The sequence below is a fragment of the Butyribacter sp. genome (assembly GCF_056818865.1).
The window spans coordinates 55,437-76,934 of record NZ_DBLYGC010000016.1 but is presented as its reverse complement, the minus strand read 5'-3'; the positions used below and the strand labels follow the sequence as shown (position 1 = coordinate 76,934).

The following is a 21,498-nucleotide window of genomic DNA, read 5'->3' as shown; positions in this document are numbered from 1 at the left end:
TTAATTTCTTAAGCTTAAGCACTATAAGTGTGTGATTACATCATTCCCATTGGTGCTCCGCCTGCCGGCATTGCAGCAGGTGTATCTTCCTTAACTGTAGATACAACAGACTCTGTTGTAAGAAGTGTTGATGCAACGCTTGTAGCATTCTGAAGTGCACTTCTTGTAACCTTTGCAGGGTCAACAATACCTGCTGATACCATGTCTGTGTACTCTTCTTTAAGAATGTTAAATCCTGTTCCAACTTCTGATTCACGAACTTTGTTTATGATTACAGCACCCTCAAGTCCTGCATTATGAGCGATAGTTGATAAAGGTGCTTCAAGTGCTTTAAGAATGATATTTGCACCTGTCTTTTCATCACCCTCAAGTGTAGCTGCAAGTTTTGCAACTTCCTTTGAAGCGTGAATATAAGCTGAACCACCACCTGAGATGATTCCCTCTTCCACTGCTGCCTTTGTTGCTGCCAAAGCATCTTCCATACGAAGTTTTGCTTCCTGCATCTCTGTCTCTGTTGCAGCTCCGACACGGACAACAGCAACTCCGCCTGCAAGTTTTGCAAGTCTTTCCTGAAGTTTTTCTTTGTCAAAGTCTGATGTTGTCTCTTCCATCTGTGCTCTAATCTGAGTGATTCTTGCTGCGATTGCATCTTTATCACCTGCACCGTCAACGATAACTGTGTTCTCTTTCTGAACCTTAACTGATTTAGCACGACCAAGCTGTTCGATAGTTGTGTCTTTAAGTTCAAGACCAACTTCTTCTGAAATAACAGTACCACCTGTAAGAATTGCAATATCTTCAAGCATAGCCTTTCTTCTGTCACCGTAACCAGGTGCCTTAACAGCTACGACATTAAATGTACCTCTGAGTTTGTTGATAACAAGTGTTGTAAGAGCCTCACCCTCAACATCCTCAGCAATGATAAGTAATTTTGCACCGCTTTGTACAATCTGCTCAAGTAATGGAAGGATTTCCTGAATATTTGAAATCTTCTTATCTGTGATAAGGATGTATGGATTATCTAGATTTGCTTCCATCTTATCCATATCTGTTGCCATATATGCTGAAACATAACCTCTGTCAAACTGCATACCTTCAACAAGGTCAAGTTCTGTTTTCATTGTCTTAGACTCTTCGATTGTGATTACACCATCATTTGAAACCTTTTCCATTGCATCGGCAACCATCTCACCAACAGCCTCATCACCTGCTGAAATTGCTGCAACCTTTGCAATCTGGTCTTTTCCTGTAACCTTTGAACTCATGCTTGCAATAGCTTCTACTGCACAATCACAAGCCTGCTTCATACCTTTTCTAAGGATGATAGGATTTGCACCTGCTGCAAGGTTTTTCATTCCCTCATTTACCATTGCCTGTGCAAGAACTGTAGCTGTTGTTGTACCGTCACCTGCAACATCATTTGTCTTTGTTGCAACTTCTTTTACAAGCTGCGCACCCATGTTTTCAAAACCATCTTCAAGTTCGATGTCTTTCGCAATTGTAACACCATCATTTGTGATAAGCGGAGCACCGAATGATTTATCTAATACTACGTTTCTTCCTTTTGGTCCAAGTGTAACCTTTACTGTATCTGCAAGTTTGTTTACGCCGCTTTCAAGAGCTGCTCTTGCGTCTGCGCCGAATTTAATTTCCTTTGCCATTATAAAAACCTCCTAATAATCCATTACAACAATATATTTTTTAATCTATAATATAAACATTTATTTAATTATAATTAGTCCTCAACGATTGCAACAATGTCATTCTGGCGAACTACGATAAACTCATCATCTCCGAGTTTAACTTCTGTACCTGCATACTTAGAATAGATAACTTTGTCACCTACGCTGACCTGCATTTTAACTTCTTTGCCGTCAACAACTCCTCCCGGACCAACTGCTATAACTTCTGCCTGCTGTGGCTTTTCCTGAGCATTTCCCGGTAATACGATGCCTGATGCTGTAGTTTCTTCTGCTTCTAACTGTTTTAATACAACCTTGTCTCCTAATGGTGATAATTTCATGTCAATATCCTCCTTACACTTCTTGATTTACTAGCACTCACTCATTCCGAGTGCTAACCATAGTCTTAATATATTTCATTTAATGATATTCTGCAATATTATTCATCATGAAAAAACAGGCTATTTTTCTGTAATTCTTTATTTTGCTCTTTTTTTCTCTTTTATACTCACTTTTAATATTTTTTAACAATATCACGTTTTGACACATCCCATAACATATAATATAATTTCTAAGATAAATATTTATGCAATTACTATAGTTTAAAAGCAATTTCATAAACAGATACCAAATCACCCAGATAAACGGAGGATATAAATGAAAGAACAATTATATACTATTCCTGTCAATGACGCATTTGAAAAAGAATGTGAGTGCCCCCTCTGCCAGATGTATGATGAACTTGAGAAAGAATCCATTGATTTTATGCTTGGACCAAGTTATATGGAAGACGACATCAGAATGGCAACCGACAAAACAGGTTTCTGTGCAAAACATATAAAGCAGCTTTACGATGGACAAAACCGTCTAGGTATCGCCCTTATGCTTCATACACATATGAAACATACTGTTTCACAGATTGAAAAACTGCAGAAAAAATCAGCTGCTGCAAAAAAGAGCCTGTTTAAAAAAGAAATCAGTCCTATCACAGATTATATAAATAATATTGAGAGTTCATGCTATGTATGTGACAGGGTTGAAAATATCTTCAAAAGATACATAACAACTGTTATCCATTGCTATACACATGATGACGACTTTAAAAAGAAATTTAATAAGTCAAACGGTCTATGCACAAAACATTACGGCATGTTATATGAGGAGGCTCAAAAAACACTAAGTTCCTCAAAACTTAACGAATTTATTTCTGATTTAAACACTTTATATATTGATAATTTTAAGCGTGTCACAGATGACTTGGAATGGTTCATCGATAAATTTGATTATAAAAACGAAAACGAACCGTGGAAAAATTCTAAAGATGCCATTCAAAGAAGTATCTTAAAAACTAACGGTTTATTTCTTGAAGAGTAAAATCAGGCGGATAAACTGATATATTTGTACTATCTAAATCTATTATTTAATACAAAGTCTACTATTTAATAAAGTTTAACATTTAAAACCAAAAACTCATGTACATAAAAATACATGAGTTTTTTTAACGGCAGTTAATTATTCAATTCCTGCACGCTTTTTATCTTCATTGAGAAGTTCTTTAATATCTCTTGCCTTATTTTTAATTCTTTCATTTGCAGAACGTGATGTAAGAACTTTTGAAATCCATCTTCCCGATTCCTCATATTTACCTGTTCTTCTCGCAAGTTCGGCTACAAGGAAAGTGACTGTCATCTCATCCATGCCACACATAGGGAATGATTCTCTTGAAAATGCTGTCATAAATCCCTCATATGCTTTTCCTAACAAATCATCCTCTTCCTTTTTCAGGTCAGCTACGACTTTATCATAGTCTTTTGTCTCCTTAGGAAGTGTCTCTCTCTTTCCTCTGAATAACCATGCCATCTTCAGACATGTATATGCTTTCTCACTGTTTTTTGCTTTTTTTACAATAGCATTTGCAAGTGCAAGCTGATGACGTAAAATCGCATCATCATATGTATATGTGCCTCCTGTCTTCGGAAGCCCACTAAAATTTTTTGTAATATTCTCTCGAATAAGCTTTGCCTGTGCAGGCATCATAAATTTGAAAAATCTGCTAAGTGCCGCATAGCCACAGCTAGGGCATACAAGCGCATCATATTTAAGAGAGTCTACAAGCTGATACTTCGGTCGAAGATCAGTATCTGCCGATAAAAGCTTAACCTTACCTGTTCTAATCATTTTTGAATGAAATTCGTTGTTGCAAACAGGGCAGGTATATGATTTATCAAACAACAAATCTTCTTCCGTAACCTTTGGCTTACTTGCCTGTTGAGATTCTTCACCCTTTTTTGCACCTTTCTTTGCAGTATCTTCCTCAAATACTTCAAGCTTATTCAGCTTGCCAAGTCCCATCTTTTCTAATCCGGAAAATAAACCCATGATTAATCCCCCTTATTTTGGTCTATATGAACTTTTTAATGAAACGATACGATTAAATACCATGTTTCCCTTTTCTGAGTCTTTTGAATCAACACAAAAATAACCATGTCTTACAAACTGGAAACTGTCATTTGCTTCAGCATCAGCAAGCGCAGGCTCTACATAACAGTCTTTGAGAACAGTTAATGAATTTGGATTTACATTTATCGTACCATCTTCATTATACACCCCTTTTTCCTCATCTACAATGTTTTCATACAGCCTTATCTCGCATTTTTCCGCCGTTTCAGCGCAAACCCAGTGAATAGTTCCCTTAACTTTTCTTGCATTAAAGCCTGAACCGCTCTTTGTTTCAGGGTCATAAGTACAATGTACCTCTGTAACATTTCCTTCGTCATCAGTAATGTAATCCGTACAAGTCACAAAATATGCATTCATAAGTCTGACTTCATTACCCGGATACAATCTGAAATATTTTCTAGGAGGCTCTATCTTAAAGTCCTCTCTGTCAATATATAACACTCTTCCAAAAGGTACTTTTCTGCTTCCCATTTCAGGATTTTCCTGATTATTTGAAACATCAAGATATTCTATTTCATTTTCAGGATAATTTGTAATAACAAGCTTTATAGGATCAAGCACGGCCATCATACGAGGTTTCTTCATCTTCAAATCCTCTCTTATGCAGTATTCAAGCATTGCATAATCTGATGAACTCTGCGCTTTTGAAATTCCTGAAAGCTCAATAAACATTCTTATTGACTCAGGTGTAAAACCACGTCTTCTAAGTGCCGCAATGGAAACAAGTCTCGGATCATCCCATCCGTCTACTATTCCGTCCTCAACGAGTTTCTTTATATATCTTTTTCCTGTAACAACATTTGTCAGATATAATTTAGCAAACTCTATCTGTCTTGGTTTGTTCTCCATGTCTATTTCATTTACAACCCAGTCATAAAGTGGTCTGTGGTCTTCAAATTCAAGTGTACAGATAGAATGTGTAACACCCTCCACAGTGTCCTCTATAGGATGCGCAAAATCGTACATAGGATAAATACACCATTTATCACCTGTATTATGATGATGCATTCTTGCAATACGATAAATTATCGGATCTCTCATATTTATATTAGGTGAACTCATATCAATCTTTGCACGAAGCACTTTGCTGCCATCCTCAAATTCGCCTGCTCTCATTCTCTCAAACAAATCAAGATTTTCCTCAATGCTTCTGTCTCTGTAAGGACTGTTCTTTCCAGGCTCCTTCAATGTACCACGATATTCTCTGATTTCTTCCGGAGAAAGGTCACACACATATGCCTTTCCCTTTTTTATAAGCTTGATGGCACATTCATACATCATATCAAAATAATCTGATGCATAAAAAACATGCTCCATGTCAAGGTCACCGCATATCCACTTTACGTCTTCAAGAATGGAATCAACAAATTCTGATTTTTCTTTTGTAGGATTTGTATCATCAAAACGAAGGTTAAACTGTCCTCCGTACTCTTTAGCAAGTCCTGAATTCAAGATAATAGACTTTGCATGTCCAATATGAAGATAACCGTTTGGTTCCGGTGGAAATCGTGTAACTACCTTTTTGCAGCGTCCCTCCTCAATATCTTTATCTATAATGTTTTCAATGAAATTACGGGAAACTTTTTCCTTTTCCTCTTCTGAATTTTCTCTAATATCAACCGGACTACTCAACTTTGTCTCCTCCTTCGATGTTATATTTAAAAATACTGTCATATATTCTAACATAAAATTCACAAATGTAAAAGTTTTTTTTGATTTCTGTATTTTATCCATAAAAAATGGAGCATATCATTGTGATACGCTCCAAATGTATATTATGATTATTTAAATTTGTGTCCGCCAAGCTTCATCCTCGCACCTGAAAGGTACACACTGAAGAAATGGTAACTTTTCATATTCTTTTTCTTACCTTTGTAAAGTATTGTTTTCTGTCCCTGCAATGTCTTTCTAGCTGCGCTGATGCAGCTTTTCCACTGCTTTGAACCTGTTCTTTTTGAATCATACTGTCTAAGTCTTTTCTTTAATGAACCGTTTCTTACAGGTGAAAACTGACCTTTCTGATAAATAACTCCCTTAATGCTGTTTGGAAATGACTTTGAACTCACTCTGTTCATGACAACTATTCCAACTGCAAGTTTTCCCTGATAAGGCTCTGAACCTGCCTCACAATTTATGATACTTGCCATAAGTCTTAAATCAGCCTTTGAATATCTTTTTTTACTTTTTTTCTTTGTAGTTGTAGTTTTTTTCTTTGTTTCCTTTGAACTTGTATTTGTCTTTGATGTTTGTGATGATACATTTACAGAACTGTTGTCAACAGTAGTTTTGTTATCAGTAGTATCATCTTCACTCATATCTTTAAATATAAGTCCCTGTATCTCTACTTTTGTTGTCTCGTTTGCTGATACATATGAAGAATTCGCTGTAAACGGTGTCATGACGAGCGATGCTGCAAGCACCATAACAGCAGCTTTCTTGAATCTCATAAAAAATAACCTCCTAAATGTTATAATTGATTTAAATCAATGAAACATTTTTTAAAACTTTATTTAATATTTATGTAACATATTATAACATAGTTTTAAATAATTTCAACCCTTCTGAAAAAAATTATACAGATACTTTTCAACAAGCTTTTCTTTTTTATGTCAAATAGTATACTTTTCATACAAAAGAGACATTATTTTTGTCATATTAGACAAAAATAATGTCTCTTAAATATCAAAAAAAATAATTATTTATTTTTCAACCATAATCTATTACAAATTTGTTACAGATTTTCTTACATTATGCATAATGTTACATATTGTACAATGCAACGTCTTTATATTTTATATTACCTCCAAAAATGTCTAATGCACTCCCTATTGTAAAATCTACTTTTGAATTTCCCCTGTCATTTATAAATTCTACATCATTCATCGAATGTATGCCGCCCGCATATGTAACGGCATGTTTTTCAACCTTGCCAAGCATTTCAACAATTCTCTTTTCTATTCCGGCAGATTTTCCCTCTACATCTACGGCGTGTACTAAAAATTCATCACAGTAACCACCTAATTTTTCAATAAGTTCAAGGTCAAACTTTTCTTTTGTCATTTTCTGCCATCTATCTGTCACTACATAATATTCATATCCGTCAAAGCGGCAGCTAAGGTCTAAAACAAGTCTGTTCTTTCCTATTAAATAAGAAAGATTTTTAAGTCGGTCATAATCAATAATACCATTTCTAAACACATAAGATGTAACTATGACATGAGATGCCCCAAGATTAAGATATCTCTCTGCATTGTCAATATTCACACCTCCGCCAATCTGCATCTCTCCCGGATATGCTTCAAGTGCTTTTTTTGCCTGTTCAATATCCTTTTCATAATATTCGCTCTGTGCAGAATTCAAAATTATTATATGCCCGCCTTTTAACCCGTCATTTTTATACATCTGTGCATAAAATCCTGCATCATTAAGTGATACAAAATTATCCTCAGCGTGATTATCTTTATCGCTTAGTGACCCTCCTACTATCTGCTTAACGGAGCCGTTATGTATATCTATACATGGTCTGAACCTCATAATATCCTCCACTTATTTTTGTTTTGTAATAGTCTTTGCAATATCACTGAACTCATCATCTATGGAAAATTCATACTCGCCCGGTCTTATCTTGCTTGCATAATCGTTTTCTTTCATATAATCAACAAATTTGCCGGAATCAGATATTATACCTTCATCTTCTAAATTATCTGCTACTTTTTTTGCCCAGTCTCCGCTGCTTATTGTGAGCTTTTTCTTTTCCTCTTTTATACTCTTCTCCATCTTCTTTTTTTCTTCTTCAAAAGTTTTGTCCTTTTTCTTTTTGTCAGATGCGTTTGAAGTTGGTACAGGTGTACTTTCTGTGTCGGAATTATTTTTTGTATTGTTTTCGTTTCCTAAAATTGAAGAACCTGAAGCTGTTTTTGTATTATCATAAATTGTATTGTTGCTGCTTGCAAATGTCATTCCCAGTTTCTTTGCTCTTGTAATAACAGCCGAATCAGATGTTCTTATTAGACAAGATATTCCAAGAATAACCGTAACAAACAAAACACCTGCTCCAAATCCTCTTAAAAAAGATTTCTTATTCATATTTATCTCCAATCAATTGTTCACTATCTTGCATTATATAAATCTATTACAAGTTTAACCTCGCCCTGACCGATAGACAACATCTTAGATATTTCCAAAACATTTCTTCCTTTTTTATATAATGCGATTATTTCGCTGTTTGAGTTAAGCTTGTTTTCACTCTTGTTGTTTTCCTCAAAAATGTTATCGTCCTGTGTATGTGAGATATAAGCTTCATTCGTAATCTCAGCTATAGCCTTGGCTTCTTCCTCATCAAGAACCGTATTTTTTTCAGACTTTGAAACTTCATCATTTTCAAAAACATTCTCTTTGCCGTTCTCAGACAATGTTGTTATTTCTTCGGCTTTAAGAAATTTCATTGTATCATCTTTAACACTCTCAACTTCCATCTGTTTAAGTGCACTGTCAACATCTGAAAGCTGTTTCTTAACCTTTTGATAAGCTTTCGCTGTCTCATCACGCAAATCCGCATTAGTAGTATCTACGCTGTGTACCAGATTCTGAATTTCTTTTTCTTTTTCAGTCAGCATATTATATAAAAATACAGTCTCTTCATGATTTTTCTCTATTTTGTCGAATATTTCATTTGAGTATTCATTAAATCCCATTATCTTGTCATTAGATATCTGGCTGAATTTCTCATCCGCCTTATTTAATATTTCTTCCTCTGTCTTTTTAACTGCTTCCCTGATTTTCTCATCTATCTGTTCAGAATCAATTTCCGCTTTGACACCATCATTTTCCTTGTTGTCATTGGATAAACAAAAACTTGCTATCACTGCTCCCAATCCAATGAGTATCATTATAATTTCTATTACTATCATTGTATCTCTTTCCTCGTTTCTTTATCATAAATACACGCTATAAATGTATGACATATATTTATGACATATATTTATGACATATATTTATCTTATATATCTTTATGATTATATCTTTATGTCAAATAACCCGCCTTCAACCGGGTTCAATTTTTTTTCTTGTTCCTTGCCTTTATCATCGGCCCCCTTCTTGTTCTGCTTTTTGTATTTTCCTTTTCCTCCGCCTTTCTCATCATTCTTCAGTCCATCATTGTTTGCTTTTCTTCTTGCAATCGTGGTTTTCATCTCTTTTTGAACATTCTGCTCAAATCCGGCTACAATCTGCTGCTGTTCACCCTCATGCTTAACTGTGTCCGTCTGTTGAATCTGTGACACTTCCTGTGATTTTGGCGGCATTGTTATATAATCTACGGTTAATGACATGGCTCTCCTCCTCTCCTAAAATCAATATGACTTTACACGGATGTCTGCACCTTCTCTTATAAAGGTACATCTGTGAGTTTCCGTATGAACAAAGGTACTGATATTAGATATAACAATCTTTACTCCCGGATATGCTATATTCTCAACTCTGACCTTACCTCCATCCGATGTTCTCTGCATTTCCTCATCTATTCTTTCATATGCTTCTGTTTCTTCTTCTATAGTCTGGTCTATTACTTTTATTCTCTCTGTTCCTTCTTTTATCAGTTTCATTTTTTCAGGTTCGAGTTTTCCCTTTGTCTGCATACGTTTCTGCAAAATTTTTAAATTCTTTACTATTGAATCTTTCTCATCAGTCATCTGGTCAATATGCTTTTCTATATTTCTATATCTCTCACCTAAAGTTGTATCAAACCCGACTTCCAATTCAGTCTGGGTTCCCATCGTTGACCCTGCAACCTTTGTTTCGATTTTTGTTGTAGTCTTCACACTGCCCCCGGCTATCAGACCTCTTTTTCCATTTACGATAACGTCACCGTTCGCTGATATATTGCTGTGCATTATCGCATCAGTGTAAATTGCACCACCTGATTTTACCGTTGCACTTTCAATAAAGTTTGAAATTACATCTCCCTTAGCTTCCATCACACCTTTGCCCATACCCTGCATTCCTCTTTTTAGTACAATTTTGCCTTCTGATATAAGCATAGCTCCCTCAACAGCTCCATTAACCGTTATGTCTCCTGTTGCTTTCACTGTATAGCCTGTAATTACATTTCCTTTAACTTCGACTGCACCGTCATAGTCAATATCACCCGTTGACGGTCCAACATCCCCTTCTATCGTATATGTATCTGTTACAAATACCATATCATTTACAAGTGTGACATTTCCTGAAACGTCAGAATACATTTGCAATTTGTCATCTGACAAATGTATATTTTTTCCATGACGCAGTCTCTTGTTCCTGACTTTTTTAGGACGTATCATGTTTCCATAAACATCTTTTCCCGGTTCACCATAATCTATAGGTATCAGTGTAGCCAGTAGCTGACCTTCCTTTACACTCTCAATCATATCAAGTTTATGGAAATCAACACTTCCATCTTCACTCATTGTAGGCTTCAATGTCTTTTCGGCATTAAATGAATAGACTATTTCGGCATCACTTCCATTTACGGGAAGTTTTGCTTTCGCCACAAGTATATCCATACAATACAATCTTGCTTTCAATGCTATCTCTATATTTTTTTCTATAATTCCATATTTCACACCATTTTGCTCTATAAGATTTTTCAATTCAGATGTCGAAAGCCTTGCACCTTTATCTGAAGGTGGATACAATCTAATTTTAGCGAGATAACCTTTTTTGTCAATTGATACAAGCCCAAATTCCTTTTCCGGAATTTGTTTTCCTTCCAACACCTTGACCAATACGTCTTTTTTACCTGAATTTGCATCTTCAACAAAATATTTTACAATACCTGAATCCACATCCTTCAAGTTCTTTTTGTCTAAATAATTTAAGACATCTTCAACGCTTAATTTTTCTCCTCCGTCAACTTCAGGATAGGCTTTTAAATACATACCGTCATCTTTTTGAATTAACTGAAAAAATGCATTTCTCTTCATATCCCTTCTCCTCCTTGCAACCTGTACACATATCAAATACACCACTCTTTTTCTATATACACATATAAGCACAAACCCTAAATGCCTGTGCTTATATATTCAATATGCTAAAAATGCCCATATTTTCTTTTCCGATTTTATCTCTCATCTTTTTTAATGCTTTAGTGTGAAGCTGGGACACTCTTGATTCAGATACTCCCAAAACCTTACTTATCTCTTTTAAAGTAAGCTCCTCATAATAATAAAATGCTATAACTTTCTGCTCATTTTCATTTAGAGATTCAATTGCTTCTGCCAATGTCCTCTTCAATTCCTGACGATCTACTACCTGCTCCGGACTTTCAAAACAAGATTTATTGTTACCCTCCGGGCTTATATCACTTCCCTGTTCAAGGTATTCATCAAGTGAAACAAGACTGGCAATCTGTGTCTGATTCACAAGACCCTTAAGTTCTTCTTCAGACATATCGAGCTTTTCTGACAGTTCATCACTTGTTGCAGCACGACCATATTCGGCTTCTAAATCATGCATTGCCTGCTCAAGTTTTTTCTGCTTCTGTCTCAAAGTTCTCGGTATCCAATCCATCTTTCTTATCTGGTCAAGAATGGAACCTCTTATCCTTAGACTTGCATATGTTTCAAATTTCACTCCTTTTGTCAACTCAAACTTATCGATAGCATCAATCAGACCAAATATTCCATATCCTACTAAATCATCGTATTCAACCGTGTATCCAAGATACATTCCCAAACGCCCTGCTACTATCTTAACAAGACCTGAATATTCTAATATGAGTTTTTCTCTAATCTTAGGATTTTTTGTCTGCGAGTATTCTTCCCACAGCTCATTTTTGTTTTTTTCATCCATAGATATTTTTCCTTCCTCTACCGCTTAATATATCACTTAATTCTCATCCTGGTCTGTTTTTTCAGTTTCACTCTCTGAGACATCCTTATCTGACTCTTCTTTATCTTCTGCCTCAATATCTTCATCTGTCTGTTTATCTATTTCTTTTCTTAATACACTATTACTTATAAGAACCCTTTCTATAAGCCTTCTGACAAGACATCCGATTATATAAAACAATATCAGTGTCGCCAGTAATATCTCAAGTGCACGTGTAACCTCAACATCTTTCACAATACATACTATCGATATTACGGCTCCTGCCAGCAATGTTATAAATTTCGGTATAAACTCCGTTTTCACAAGATGCCCCCCATTTTAAATAGTTTTTACAGGTTTTCCAACTGACTTTATAACAAAATCACCGGTTTCCGGATAAAACTCAACCGTGCGACCATAATTTAAACCTGTATCCTCCGCAAGTATGCGTATTCCTATACTTTTTAACTTTTCTTTAACCGCTTCAACATTCCTTTCACCTACACGTAGCATATCATTGTTTGAACTAAAAGCAAACATCTGTGCCCCGCCTGCAATTTTTGCCGTAAGCGAACTTTTTCTTGCACCTTCCTTTTCCAGCAATTCTATCAGATAATCAATACCCGTATCTGCGAATTTAGCTCTATTCTGATTTTGTCTTACCTTTGTACTGTCAGGAAGCATAACGTGTACTAATCCAGCTATTTTAGTTGTTTTATCGTATAAAGCAACTCCAACACATGAACCAAGTCCAAGTGTTGTTATCGCATCTGGCGTATGACATATATTTAAATCTGCCATTCCAACCTTAATCATTTTTGCCATTATAAATCACCTATAATCCTAATGATGTTAAAATCTGTCCATACGACTCAAGCGTCGGTATCAGTATGAAATAACCGCTGATATCTACATCAAGATCCTTAAACTTAGATTCAATCAACAAAGCTTTATCACCAAGTTTTCCAAACTCAATAGCTGGAACACTTAAAATAGCTCCAGCCATATCTACAGATAGATATGGTACCGAAGATGTTATTTTCATATTAGTTAATTCTGAAATTGATGACAAATATGCCCCGGCAATAATATTTCCAATCTCCATTAACGCAGACTGTTCCATCTCTGAAAAGTCTCCCTTATTTTCACCAGATACACATCCCATCAGCTGATCAACCAAAAGATGAGCAGCTGAACTTTCGAGTACGAACAACATCATACCATCTACATCACCTTCAAGTGATAACAATATACCGGCAACAAGCGTTTCCGCTCCACCCACTATCTCTGCGAGTTCAGAAAAACCCAGTAAATCTACCTTTGGAACACACATATCGATACGGGCATTTATCAGTTGGGACAATGCAGTAGTTGCATTGCCCGCTCCTATATTTCCTATTTCGGTGAGGACATCAAATTCGATATCCTTTTCTGCTGAATTGTTATTATTTTCCTGCACTTATTTCACCTCTGCTATTTCTTCCTAAACATTCTCTTTTTCAATTATTACAGATGCAATGTTAAGTAAAGAAACTAATCCGTCCCCATGTTTACCTATACCGCTAAGATACTGAACCATAGGATCAGCTGCATCTGAAACATTTGGTTTCTCAATTGATTCTTCGCCTAAAGTCACTACCTCTTTTACTTCATCTACAATAATTCCTATAGCAGACTGTGGCTCAAGTTTAATTATTATAATTCGGGTGGTATTTGTATACTCGTCCGGTTCAAGACCAAATTTTAATCTTAAACTCATAACAGGTATAATATCACCTCTTAAATTTATTACACCTTTAAAATACGGCTGAGCCTTTGGTATTCTTGTAATACGCTGATTTCTTACGATATTGTCAACGTATTTAATATCTATTCCATACTGCTCTGTTCCGATTCTAACAACAATATACTGTTTGCCTTCACTAACAGTTTCTATATTCTGTACATCATTCATATCTTCCATTGTCAGACCCTCCCTATACCAATGAATTTACTTCAAGAATCAGTGCTATCTCACCATCTCCAAGGATAGTAGCACCTCCTATCATCTTGCTGCAGTTGATATAGTTTCCTATTGATTTAATAACTATTTCCTGCTGTCCGATAAGATTATCAACAACAAGACCAGCCAACTTATCACCTTTCTTTACAATTACAACAGTGAGATTTTCATTTTCTTCTCCAACAGGCTCAACATCAAGTATCTGGTCAAGTCTTATAAGCGGAATTACAGTACCACGAAGATTGATAACTTCCTTAGTCTGTACATATTTAACATCTGAAACAAGCACATCTTCAATAGTCTGAATATTTCCAAGAGGAATTGCATATTTCTCAGTTCCAAGTTCAACCATCAATGCCTGAATGATTGCAAGTGTAAGAGGAAGACGAATAATAAAGCTGCTTCCCTCACCGAGCACTGATTTACACTCTATATTTCCGCCAAGTTCTTCAATCTTTGTCTTAACTACATCAAGACCTACACCTCGACCTGATACATCAGTAATCTTCTCAGCAGTAGAAAAACTTGGTCTGAACAGCAAGTCTATAACTTCCTTATCAGTCATATTCTCTGCCTGCTCCGGTGTTATTGCACCAGAATCTATAGCTTTGTTCTTGACTTTTTCAATGTTTATACCGGCACCGTCATCACGCACCTCGATATTTACATTATTTCCATCCTGATAAGCATCAAGATAAATATTACCAACCTCTTCTTTTCCTAATGCAAGACGTTCCTCATTTGACTCAAGTCCATGGTCAGCCGCATTACGGAGAAGATGCTGTAAAGGATCTCCGATTTCATCGATAACTGTTCTGTCAAGCTCTGTCTCTTCACCGGTCATATGAAGAACCATCTTTTTGTTAAGCTTCTTTGTCAAATCACGAATCATTCTTGGGAATCTGCTGAATACACTCTCAATAGGTACCATTCGTACTTTCATGACTGACTCATGAAGATTTGTTGTAACGCTCTCAAGATATTCTATCTGCTCATTGAATCCTGTATCATTTCTTGTATCACTCTCAGAAGAACTGATAGATACAAGTCCGTTCTTTGCTATGATAAGCTCACTTACAAGATTCATAAGTACATCAAGCTTTTCAATATCAACACGTACTGTTCTTCCGACTGCTGGTTTTGCTGTCTTCTTTGCATTTGCTGCCGGCTTTTTCTTTGCTTCTGCCTTAACTGCTGTCTTAGTCGCTGCCTGACCTTTCTGTTCGTTAGCCTTTGCTGCATTTTCAGCTTTTTCCTGCTCAGCTTTCTTTTCCTGTTCTTCTTTTTCTGCCTGTTTTGCAGATTCGTCAAGTTCTCCTTCAAACGGACCTACAATTGCTTCCTTGACTTCCGATACATTTTCAATAGCCTCTTTTATTGTCTCAAGACTTTCCTTTGTAAAGTATACGAGACTGAAATCATATTCAAATTTCTCGTCCTCAATATCCTGAACATTTGGTACTGCCTTGATAACTTCACCAAGTTCCTCAAGAGCCTTAAATACTAAAAATGCTCTTGCAGCTTTTAAGATGCATGAATCCTGAAGATATACAGTAATACCGAATATATTCTGGTTCTGGCTCTTAGCCTTTTCAAATGTATTTCTCTCAAAGTCTGATATCTGAATAGACTGATATTTTGCTGCATCAGCTGCAGGCGCCGTTGCATCGGCAGCCGGTGTCTCCTTCTTAGACTCAACAGGTTTGGAGCTTGTGCTCTTTCCCGTAGCATTCTCTGCTATTGTATTTAATGCATTGATTATCTCTTCATTGTCTTCTGTACCCTCATCGGCAGTATTTACAATGTTGTTAAGATAAGCATCAAGTGCATCAAGACCACGGAATAATACGTCAACCAATTCAGGTTTTACTTTCATGTTTCCGCTTCTGATTTCCTGAAATACATTTTCCATGTCATGCGTAAGTCTCTGCATGCGCTTATATCCCATAGTTCCTGCCATTCCTTTAAGCGAATGTGCTGCTCGGAATATTTCGTTTATTGTGTCCGTATTTTCAGGTTCCTGCTCAAGGATCATCAACTGATCACTTAAAGTCTGTAAATGTTCTTTTGTCTCATCAATAAAAATTTCAAGATACTGGCTTACATCCATTTTATCGCACCCCCACATGCTTTGTTATCGCATCAGCAATCTGTTTTAATGAAACAACTTCATCTACTGCACCCGCATCTGCAATGGCTTTAGGCATTCCATATACGGTACAGCTTTCTGCATCCTGACCGATAACATAAATTTTGTTGGTTTTTTCTAATTGCAATATTCCCTGAGTACCATCAGCTCCCATGCCTGTCATAACAACACAGATTATCTCTTCAAATCCTGTATTCATAAGTGACTCATACATTATGTCTGCACATGGTTTCAAGCCGTTTCTGGCAGCCTCAACGGTAACTGACAGCATATATCCTCCTGCACTTTTTTTGACTCTCATCTGAGAACCGCCTTTGGCAATATATACTGTTCCTTTCTGAAGAACATCTCCATCACAAGCTTCTTTTACATTAATTCTGCTAAGTTCATCAAGTCTTGTACTTAAAGACGCCGTAAATCCTTCCGGCATATGCTGTACCAAAACTACTGGTGCGTCAAGATTTTCAGGCAGAAACGGAATAACATACTGTAATGCCCTTGGTCCGCCGGTTGAGCATGCAAGTGCTACAAGTTTGCTTTTTCCTACGCCAAGCGTCCCGGTTGAGTGCAAAGTTCTGTCTGACTTTAAAACTGGCTGTTTTTTCGGTGCTGTCCTGCTTAACTCTTTTTTTACTTCTCTTGCTGCTTTAGCCATCTTATTCTGAATAGGAATCTTACATACCTCATAAAGCATACGGATAAGTCTTTTTGAAAATTCAGGACCTTTTGCCTCTGACAGGCTGTCAGGTTTTGTCACAAAGTCGAATGCCCCAAGTTCAAGAGCTTCTATAGTCTCCCTTGCACCTTCTTTTGCTATCGTACTGACTATGATTACATTTTGCTTTATACCTTTTCTGTTCATGGTTCTAAGGAACTCTATACCATTCATCTTAGGCATATTGATATCCAGTATAATACAATCAAATCTAAATCCGGATTCAAGCAAAGCAATTCCTTCAAGTCCATTAACTGCAAATCGCTCATTATGTAATTCTTCATCTGAGTTAATTATATCAGATATTATTCTTCTCATAAGTGCAGAATCATCTATAATTAATATATTTTTCAATATAAATGCCTCCATTCCGAATTAAATAATCCTAAATTTTATTTTTTTCTGTTGTGAAACATCTTAGAAAATAGTCCAGATAAACCGGTACGAACCGATTTTGTCTCTGACTGCTCCATATCTATCAATGTCTTAGCCATAGCTTTGATAGATTTCACAGCCGGAGTATTCGGATAAGCGATAGAAACCGGCTGTTGTCTCATGACAGCCTTTGTGAGATTTACATCAAACGGTACAGCTCCTAAATACTCCATTTTCATATTTAAAAACCGTTCAACCACAGAATTCAGTTTGTTATACAAATCATATCCGTCTGACATATTTAATGTCCTGTTTCCAATCATTCTTATTCTGGTATTTTCAGCGTTGAATCTGGGAGTTTTGTTTATTGTTTTCAATAACGCATACGCATCTGTTATGGATGTAGGTTCCGGTGTCGTCACAAGCAATACCTCCGAACTTGCCAAAACCATATCAATAACGGCATCTGATATGCCTGCCCCCGTATCTATTATAATAATATCTGCTAAAGAATCAAGTCCGTACATCATATTGATAATCCCGGATATCTGATCCTTTGACAAATTTGACAGCTCCTTTATTCCTGAACCGCCGGAGATAAAACCTATATTTTCAGGTCCTTTGCATATAACATCCCTGATATCCTTCCCTCCGAATATCATATCTGCCATATTGTACTTTGGCCTTGTTCCAAGCATTACTTCCACGTTTGCAAGACCAAAATCCGCATCCAATATAATAACCTTTTTGCCAAGTCTGCTTAACTGTATTGCCATGTTAACTGACATATTGGATTTGCCAACACCACCTTTTCCGCTTGTAACAGTTATAACTCTTGCAAGATGCTGTTGCTGCATATTCTGTTGTTTAATGATATTTCTAAGCTGTTGTGCCTGATCCATCAACCATTTCCTCCAAGAAGCTGCTTAGCAATCTTTTGTGCGTTAAATTTACCGATATCATCAGGTACATTCTGTCCCCATGTTGCATACGATAACGGTGCAGATGTTAATACACGAAGATTATATATATTTCCTATAGTATCTGTTTCATCTAATTTTGTAAATATAAGGTTATACTTTGTCATCTCTGAGTACGTCTGTGATATTCTGACAAGATCCTTATATTTTGTTGTAGAACTAAGCACAAGATAAACTTCCTGTTCATCCTGTGGTATAGCACCTAGCAGTTTTATAAGATCTTCCTTCTGCTCAACATTATTGTGCGACCGTCCGGCTGTATCTATCAGGACAAGGTCATAATCGATAAGCTCGTCCCTGATATTTTCCATTTCCTCAGCAGTATATACAACTTTAAGCGGTATACTTAAAATATTTGCATATGTTCTAAGCTGCTCTACAGCCGCAATCCTGTAAGTATCAGATGTAACAAGTGCCACCTTAACTTTTTTGGAAAGTTTCATTGTCGAAGCAATCTTTGCTATTGTAGTTGTCTTTCCTACACCTGTAGGGCCGATAAAAAATATATACCTAGTCTTTTTGTTCTGTGTATCAATCAAGTGAGGCTGACCTATCTTTAAAACAATCTTTTGGTATACACCCGCCAAAATATTGTCAAGTGAAGAATTGCTGCCTATGCTCCCCTTAATATCATCAATTATCTGTTCTATATATGACATTTCCACGTCATTATCAAGAAGCTGTCTTCTTATAAGATCGAGATACGCCTTATTTTTATCTTCTTTCTTGTCATATTTTTGCTGCTCATCTTTTACCGATGCCGCCATCTGCTTCTCAATAAGATCCTGCAGCGTATTAAGCTTTTGTTCAATTTCATTATTTGGATCAATTTTATCACTTACTATATCTACTACATTATCTCTTATTATCTGATTATTTCTGACAAGTCTTTCTTTATTTTCTTCAATCCTTGCACTTTTTGAATCTGATGCCGGTTTAAATCTGCCGGCATCAAGTGCCTGCTGCAGCTTTTCAAAATCCGCAGCAGCAGTTTTGCTCTCAGGCCGTACCTGCTCTTTTTTCACATCATCAACCGCTGCGGTAACTTCAACACTGCTTTTTTTAAACAGTTTAGATAACCCTTTCGGATTATTCTCTTTTATATTCATTATTGTAACATCTTCACCGAGTTCCGCTTTTGCAAGTGCAATCGCTTCATTCTCGGTTGCTGCAATATATTTTTTTATAACCACTATACTGTCACCATCCCTATAGATTGTAATTCAACATCTGTATCAATCTCATTGTATGAAACAACAATAAGATCTTTAAATTGTTCCGATGTAATCTTCTTAAAATACATTCGTACAATCGGAGAAGTTACTATGATAGGATTCTTTCCAAGCTCCTCCATTTTATCAACTTCTTCTTTAACCGAATTTAATATACTCTGTGTCTTTTCAGGTGCCAGATTTATATATGCTCCCTGCTCAGTCTGTTTTACGGAACCCATTATTTCCTGCTCAATCTTCGGATCCAGAGTAACAACACTTGTCATCTCATTTGTAGGGAAATATTTATTTGAAATAGCACGTTTAAGACTCTGACGCACATACTCTGTAAGCACATCCGTATCTCTGGTAGTTGCCGCATTGTCTGCAAGCGTTTCAAAAATCGTAACAAGATCCCTGATTGAAATGCCTTCCTCAAGAAGATTTTGCAGAACTTTCTGAATTTCACCGACACTAAGCATCTTAGGTACAAGTTCAGAAATAAGTGTTGTGTTTGCCTCCTGTATGTTATTGATAAGATTCTGTACATCCTGTCTCGTAAGAAGCTCATTAAGGTTGTTTCTTATAACTTCCGTAAGATGTGTAGCAATTATTGAAGGTGGGTCAACAACTGTATAACCAAGAGACTCGGCTCTCTCTCTCTGAGATTCGGTAATCCAGATGGCAGGCAGATTGAATGACGGCTCAAATGTAGGAATACCTGTTATCTCTTCCTCAACATACCCCGGATTCATAGCCATGTAATGGTCAAATAATATTTCACCCTCACTGACCGGAACGCCCTTTATTTTTATAACATATTGATTTGGATTGAGCTGTATGTTATCCCTGAGACGAATCATCGGCACAACACATCCAAGTTCCAACGCTATCTGTCTTCTAATCATTACAACTCTGTCAAGAAGATCTCCTCCCTGATTTACATCGGCAAGCGGAATGATTCCATATCCAAATTCAAGTTCTATAGGATCTACCTGCAAAAGAGAAACAACATTCTCCGGTCTTCTTATTTCTTCTGCTGACTGCTCCTCACTCTCAACTTCCTCCTCAATATCTGCCTCCTCAACACTTGACTGTATCGCTCTTCCTGCCGCAATAAATATCACTGCATAGATAAGACAGAGTAAAGTATTAAGCGGTGTACAAATACCAAGGAATGCCATAGTACCACCAACTATGTATAATACTTTCGGTATTGAGAACAACTGTTTTATAAGCACATTTCCAAGGTCTGATTCCTTAGATGCTTTTGTAACTATAATACCTGTAGATAATGATATAAGCAATGACGGTATCTGTGAAACAAGTCCATCACCGATTGTAAGGATTGTGTACTTAGAAAGAGCTTCATTTATATCAACTCCCTGAACTACAACGCCGAGTATAATTCCACCAATAAGATTTATGGCCGTTATAATAAGACCTGCTGTCGCATCTCCCTTAACATACTTTGTAGCACCATCCATGGCACCAAAGAAAGTAGATTCATCCTGAATCTTTTCACGGCGTCTTTTTGCCTCTGCATCGTCTATGGCACCGGTATTCAAATCAGCATCAATAGCCATCTGTTTACCAGGCATAGCATCAAGTGTGAATCTTGCCGTTACCTCAGATACACGTTCTGAACCTTTATTGATTACTATAAACTGAATAATAATCAATATAAAGAATATAACCATACCAACAACAAGATTTCCACCACCAACGAACTGACCAAATGTCTCTACTACATTTCCCGCATATCCATTTAACAGAATGTTTCTTGTAGAACTTACATTCAATGACATTCTAAAAAGTGTGGTCATCAAAAGCAATGTCGGAAAAATAGACATGTTCAACGCTTCTTTTGAAAACAACGCATTGAACAGAACTATCAACGCAATACCTATATTAAATAAAATCAAAATATCCAGCAGCAATGTTGGAATCGGCACAATCAAAAACACAACCGGTACCAAGATATATAAGCCTAGAAATATATCATGTCTTTTCATACATACCTCCATACTTTTATCATTATTTTTCAATTAAATACTCTTTTAAGTATTAGTATTA

The 21,498-nt window shown here is 36.4% G+C and carries 21 protein-coding genes; 1 reads left to right on the top strand and 20 read right to left on the bottom strand.

Annotated features, from left to right (window positions below; all coding sequences use genetic code 11):
• Nucleotides 1–35: 35 nt before the first annotated feature.
• Nucleotides 36–1,661, bottom strand: a complete 1,626-nt coding sequence (gene groL, locus ACZLXV_RS08945; protein ID WP_022224630.1) for a chaperonin GroEL — start codon at nt 1,659–1,661, stop codon at nt 36–38.
• A 74-nt stretch (nt 1,662–1,735) separates the two neighbouring features.
• Entirely contained in the window at nt 1,736–2,023 is a 288-nt protein-coding gene (locus ACZLXV_RS08940) for a co-chaperone GroES (protein WP_022224631.1), read from the bottom strand.
• A gap of 316 nt (nt 2,024–2,339) precedes the next feature.
• Between ACZLXV_RS08940 and ACZLXV_RS08935 the strand changes: the two genes are divergently transcribed.
• Nucleotides 2,340–3,056 (top strand): DUF6062 family protein, encoded by a 717-nt coding sequence (locus ACZLXV_RS08935; protein ID WP_482383173.1) that lies wholly within the window; start codon nt 2,340–2,342, stop codon nt 3,054–3,056.
• Nucleotides 3,057–3,194: 138 nt separating this feature from the next.
• On the opposite strand, the gene ACZLXV_RS08930 is transcribed toward ACZLXV_RS08935, so the two are convergent.
• The 18 genes from ACZLXV_RS08930 to flhA form a co-directional block, all read right to left on the bottom strand.
• The gene (locus ACZLXV_RS08930) at nt 3,195–4,061 is read right to left on the bottom strand and encodes a DUF2225 domain-containing protein (protein ID WP_482383172.1); all 867 of its coding nucleotides are present in this window, start codon (nt 4,059–4,061) and stop codon (nt 3,195–3,197) included.
• 12 nt (nt 4,062–4,073) lie between these two features.
• Entirely contained in the window at nt 4,074–5,774 is a 1,701-nt protein-coding gene (locus ACZLXV_RS08925) for a glutamine--tRNA ligase/YqeY domain fusion protein (RefSeq protein WP_482383171.1), read from the bottom strand.
• 149 nt (nt 5,775–5,923) lie between these two features.
• Nucleotides 5,924–6,589, bottom strand: coding sequence for a cell wall hydrolase (locus tag ACZLXV_RS08920; RefSeq protein ID WP_482383170.1), 666 nt, complete (start codon nt 6,587–6,589; stop codon nt 5,924–5,926).
• Between the two features lie 313 nt (nt 6,590–6,902).
• Nucleotides 6,903–7,676, bottom strand: coding sequence for a phosphoribosylformimino-5-aminoimidazole carboxamide ribotide isomerase (hisA, locus tag ACZLXV_RS08915; protein ID WP_022224636.1), 774 nt, complete (start codon nt 7,674–7,676; stop codon nt 6,903–6,905).
• Nucleotides 7,677–7,688: 12 nt separating this feature from the next.
• Nucleotides 7,689–8,228 (bottom strand): hypothetical protein, encoded by a 540-nt coding sequence (locus tag ACZLXV_RS08910; protein WP_482383169.1) that lies wholly within the window; start codon nt 8,226–8,228, stop codon nt 7,689–7,691.
• Nucleotides 8,229–8,251: 23 nt separating this feature from the next.
• On the bottom strand, nt 8,252–9,052 hold the full coding sequence (locus ACZLXV_RS08905) for a DUF6115 domain-containing protein (protein ID WP_482383168.1): 801 nt from the start codon (nt 9,050–9,052) through the stop codon (nt 8,252–8,254).
• A gap of 105 nt (nt 9,053–9,157) precedes the next feature.
• The gene (locus tag ACZLXV_RS08900) at nt 9,158–9,472 is read right to left on the bottom strand and encodes a hypothetical protein (protein WP_022224639.1); all 315 of its coding nucleotides are present in this window, start codon (nt 9,470–9,472) and stop codon (nt 9,158–9,160) included.
• 21 nt (nt 9,473–9,493) lie between these two features.
• Nucleotides 9,494–11,104, bottom strand: a complete 1,611-nt coding sequence (locus ACZLXV_RS08895) for a flagellar assembly protein A (protein ID WP_022224640.1) — start codon at nt 11,102–11,104, stop codon at nt 9,494–9,496.
• Nucleotides 11,105–11,195: 91 nt separating this feature from the next.
• Nucleotides 11,196–11,972 (bottom strand): FliA/WhiG family RNA polymerase sigma factor, encoded by a 777-nt coding sequence (locus ACZLXV_RS08890; RefSeq protein WP_482383167.1) that lies wholly within the window; start codon nt 11,970–11,972, stop codon nt 11,196–11,198.
• A 36-nt stretch (nt 11,973–12,008) separates the two neighbouring features.
• Complete coding sequence (locus tag ACZLXV_RS08885; protein WP_022224642.1) at nt 12,009–12,314, bottom strand: hypothetical protein; 306 nt, start codon at nt 12,312–12,314, stop codon at nt 12,009–12,011.
• Between the two features lie 15 nt (nt 12,315–12,329).
• Nucleotides 12,330–12,815 carry a chemotaxis protein CheD gene (locus ACZLXV_RS08880; RefSeq protein WP_022224643.1) on the bottom strand — a complete coding sequence of 162 codons (486 nt, stop codon included), beginning with the start codon at nt 12,813–12,815 and terminating at the stop codon, nt 12,330–12,332.
• A 10-nt stretch (nt 12,816–12,825) separates the two neighbouring features.
• Entirely contained in the window at nt 12,826–13,449 is a 624-nt protein-coding gene (locus tag ACZLXV_RS08875) for a chemotaxis protein CheC (RefSeq protein WP_022224644.1), read from the bottom strand.
• Nucleotides 13,450–13,473: 24 nt separating this feature from the next.
• The gene (locus tag ACZLXV_RS08870) at nt 13,474–13,944 is read right to left on the bottom strand and encodes a chemotaxis protein CheW (protein WP_482383180.1); all 471 of its coding nucleotides are present in this window, start codon (nt 13,942–13,944) and stop codon (nt 13,474–13,476) included.
• Between the two features lie 22 nt (nt 13,945–13,966).
• Entirely contained in the window at nt 13,967–16,102 is a 2,136-nt protein-coding gene (locus ACZLXV_RS08865) for a chemotaxis protein CheW (protein WP_482383166.1), read from the bottom strand.
• Nucleotide 16,103: 1 nt separating this feature from the next.
• Entirely contained in the window at nt 16,104–17,210 is a 1,107-nt protein-coding gene (cheB, locus tag ACZLXV_RS08860) for a chemotaxis-specific protein-glutamate methyltransferase CheB (RefSeq protein WP_482383165.1), read from the bottom strand.
• Between the two features lie 38 nt (nt 17,211–17,248).
• Nucleotides 17,249–18,133, bottom strand: a complete 885-nt coding sequence (locus ACZLXV_RS08855; RefSeq protein WP_482383179.1) for a MinD/ParA family protein — start codon at nt 18,131–18,133, stop codon at nt 17,249–17,251.
• Nucleotides 18,133–19,404 (bottom strand): flagellar biosynthesis GTPase FlhF, encoded by a 1,272-nt coding sequence (gene flhF, locus ACZLXV_RS08850; RefSeq protein WP_482383164.1) that lies wholly within the window; start codon nt 19,402–19,404, stop codon nt 18,133–18,135. Before flhF ends, ACZLXV_RS08855 begins: the two co-directional genes overlap by 1 nt.
• A complete protein-coding gene (gene flhA, locus ACZLXV_RS08845) occupies nt 19,404–21,437 on the bottom strand; it encodes a flagellar biosynthesis protein FlhA (RefSeq protein WP_482383163.1) in 2,034 nt (677 codons plus the stop codon). The genes flhF and flhA overlap by 1 nt, the downstream gene beginning before the upstream one ends.
• Between the last annotated feature and the right edge of the window lie 61 nt (nt 21,438–21,498).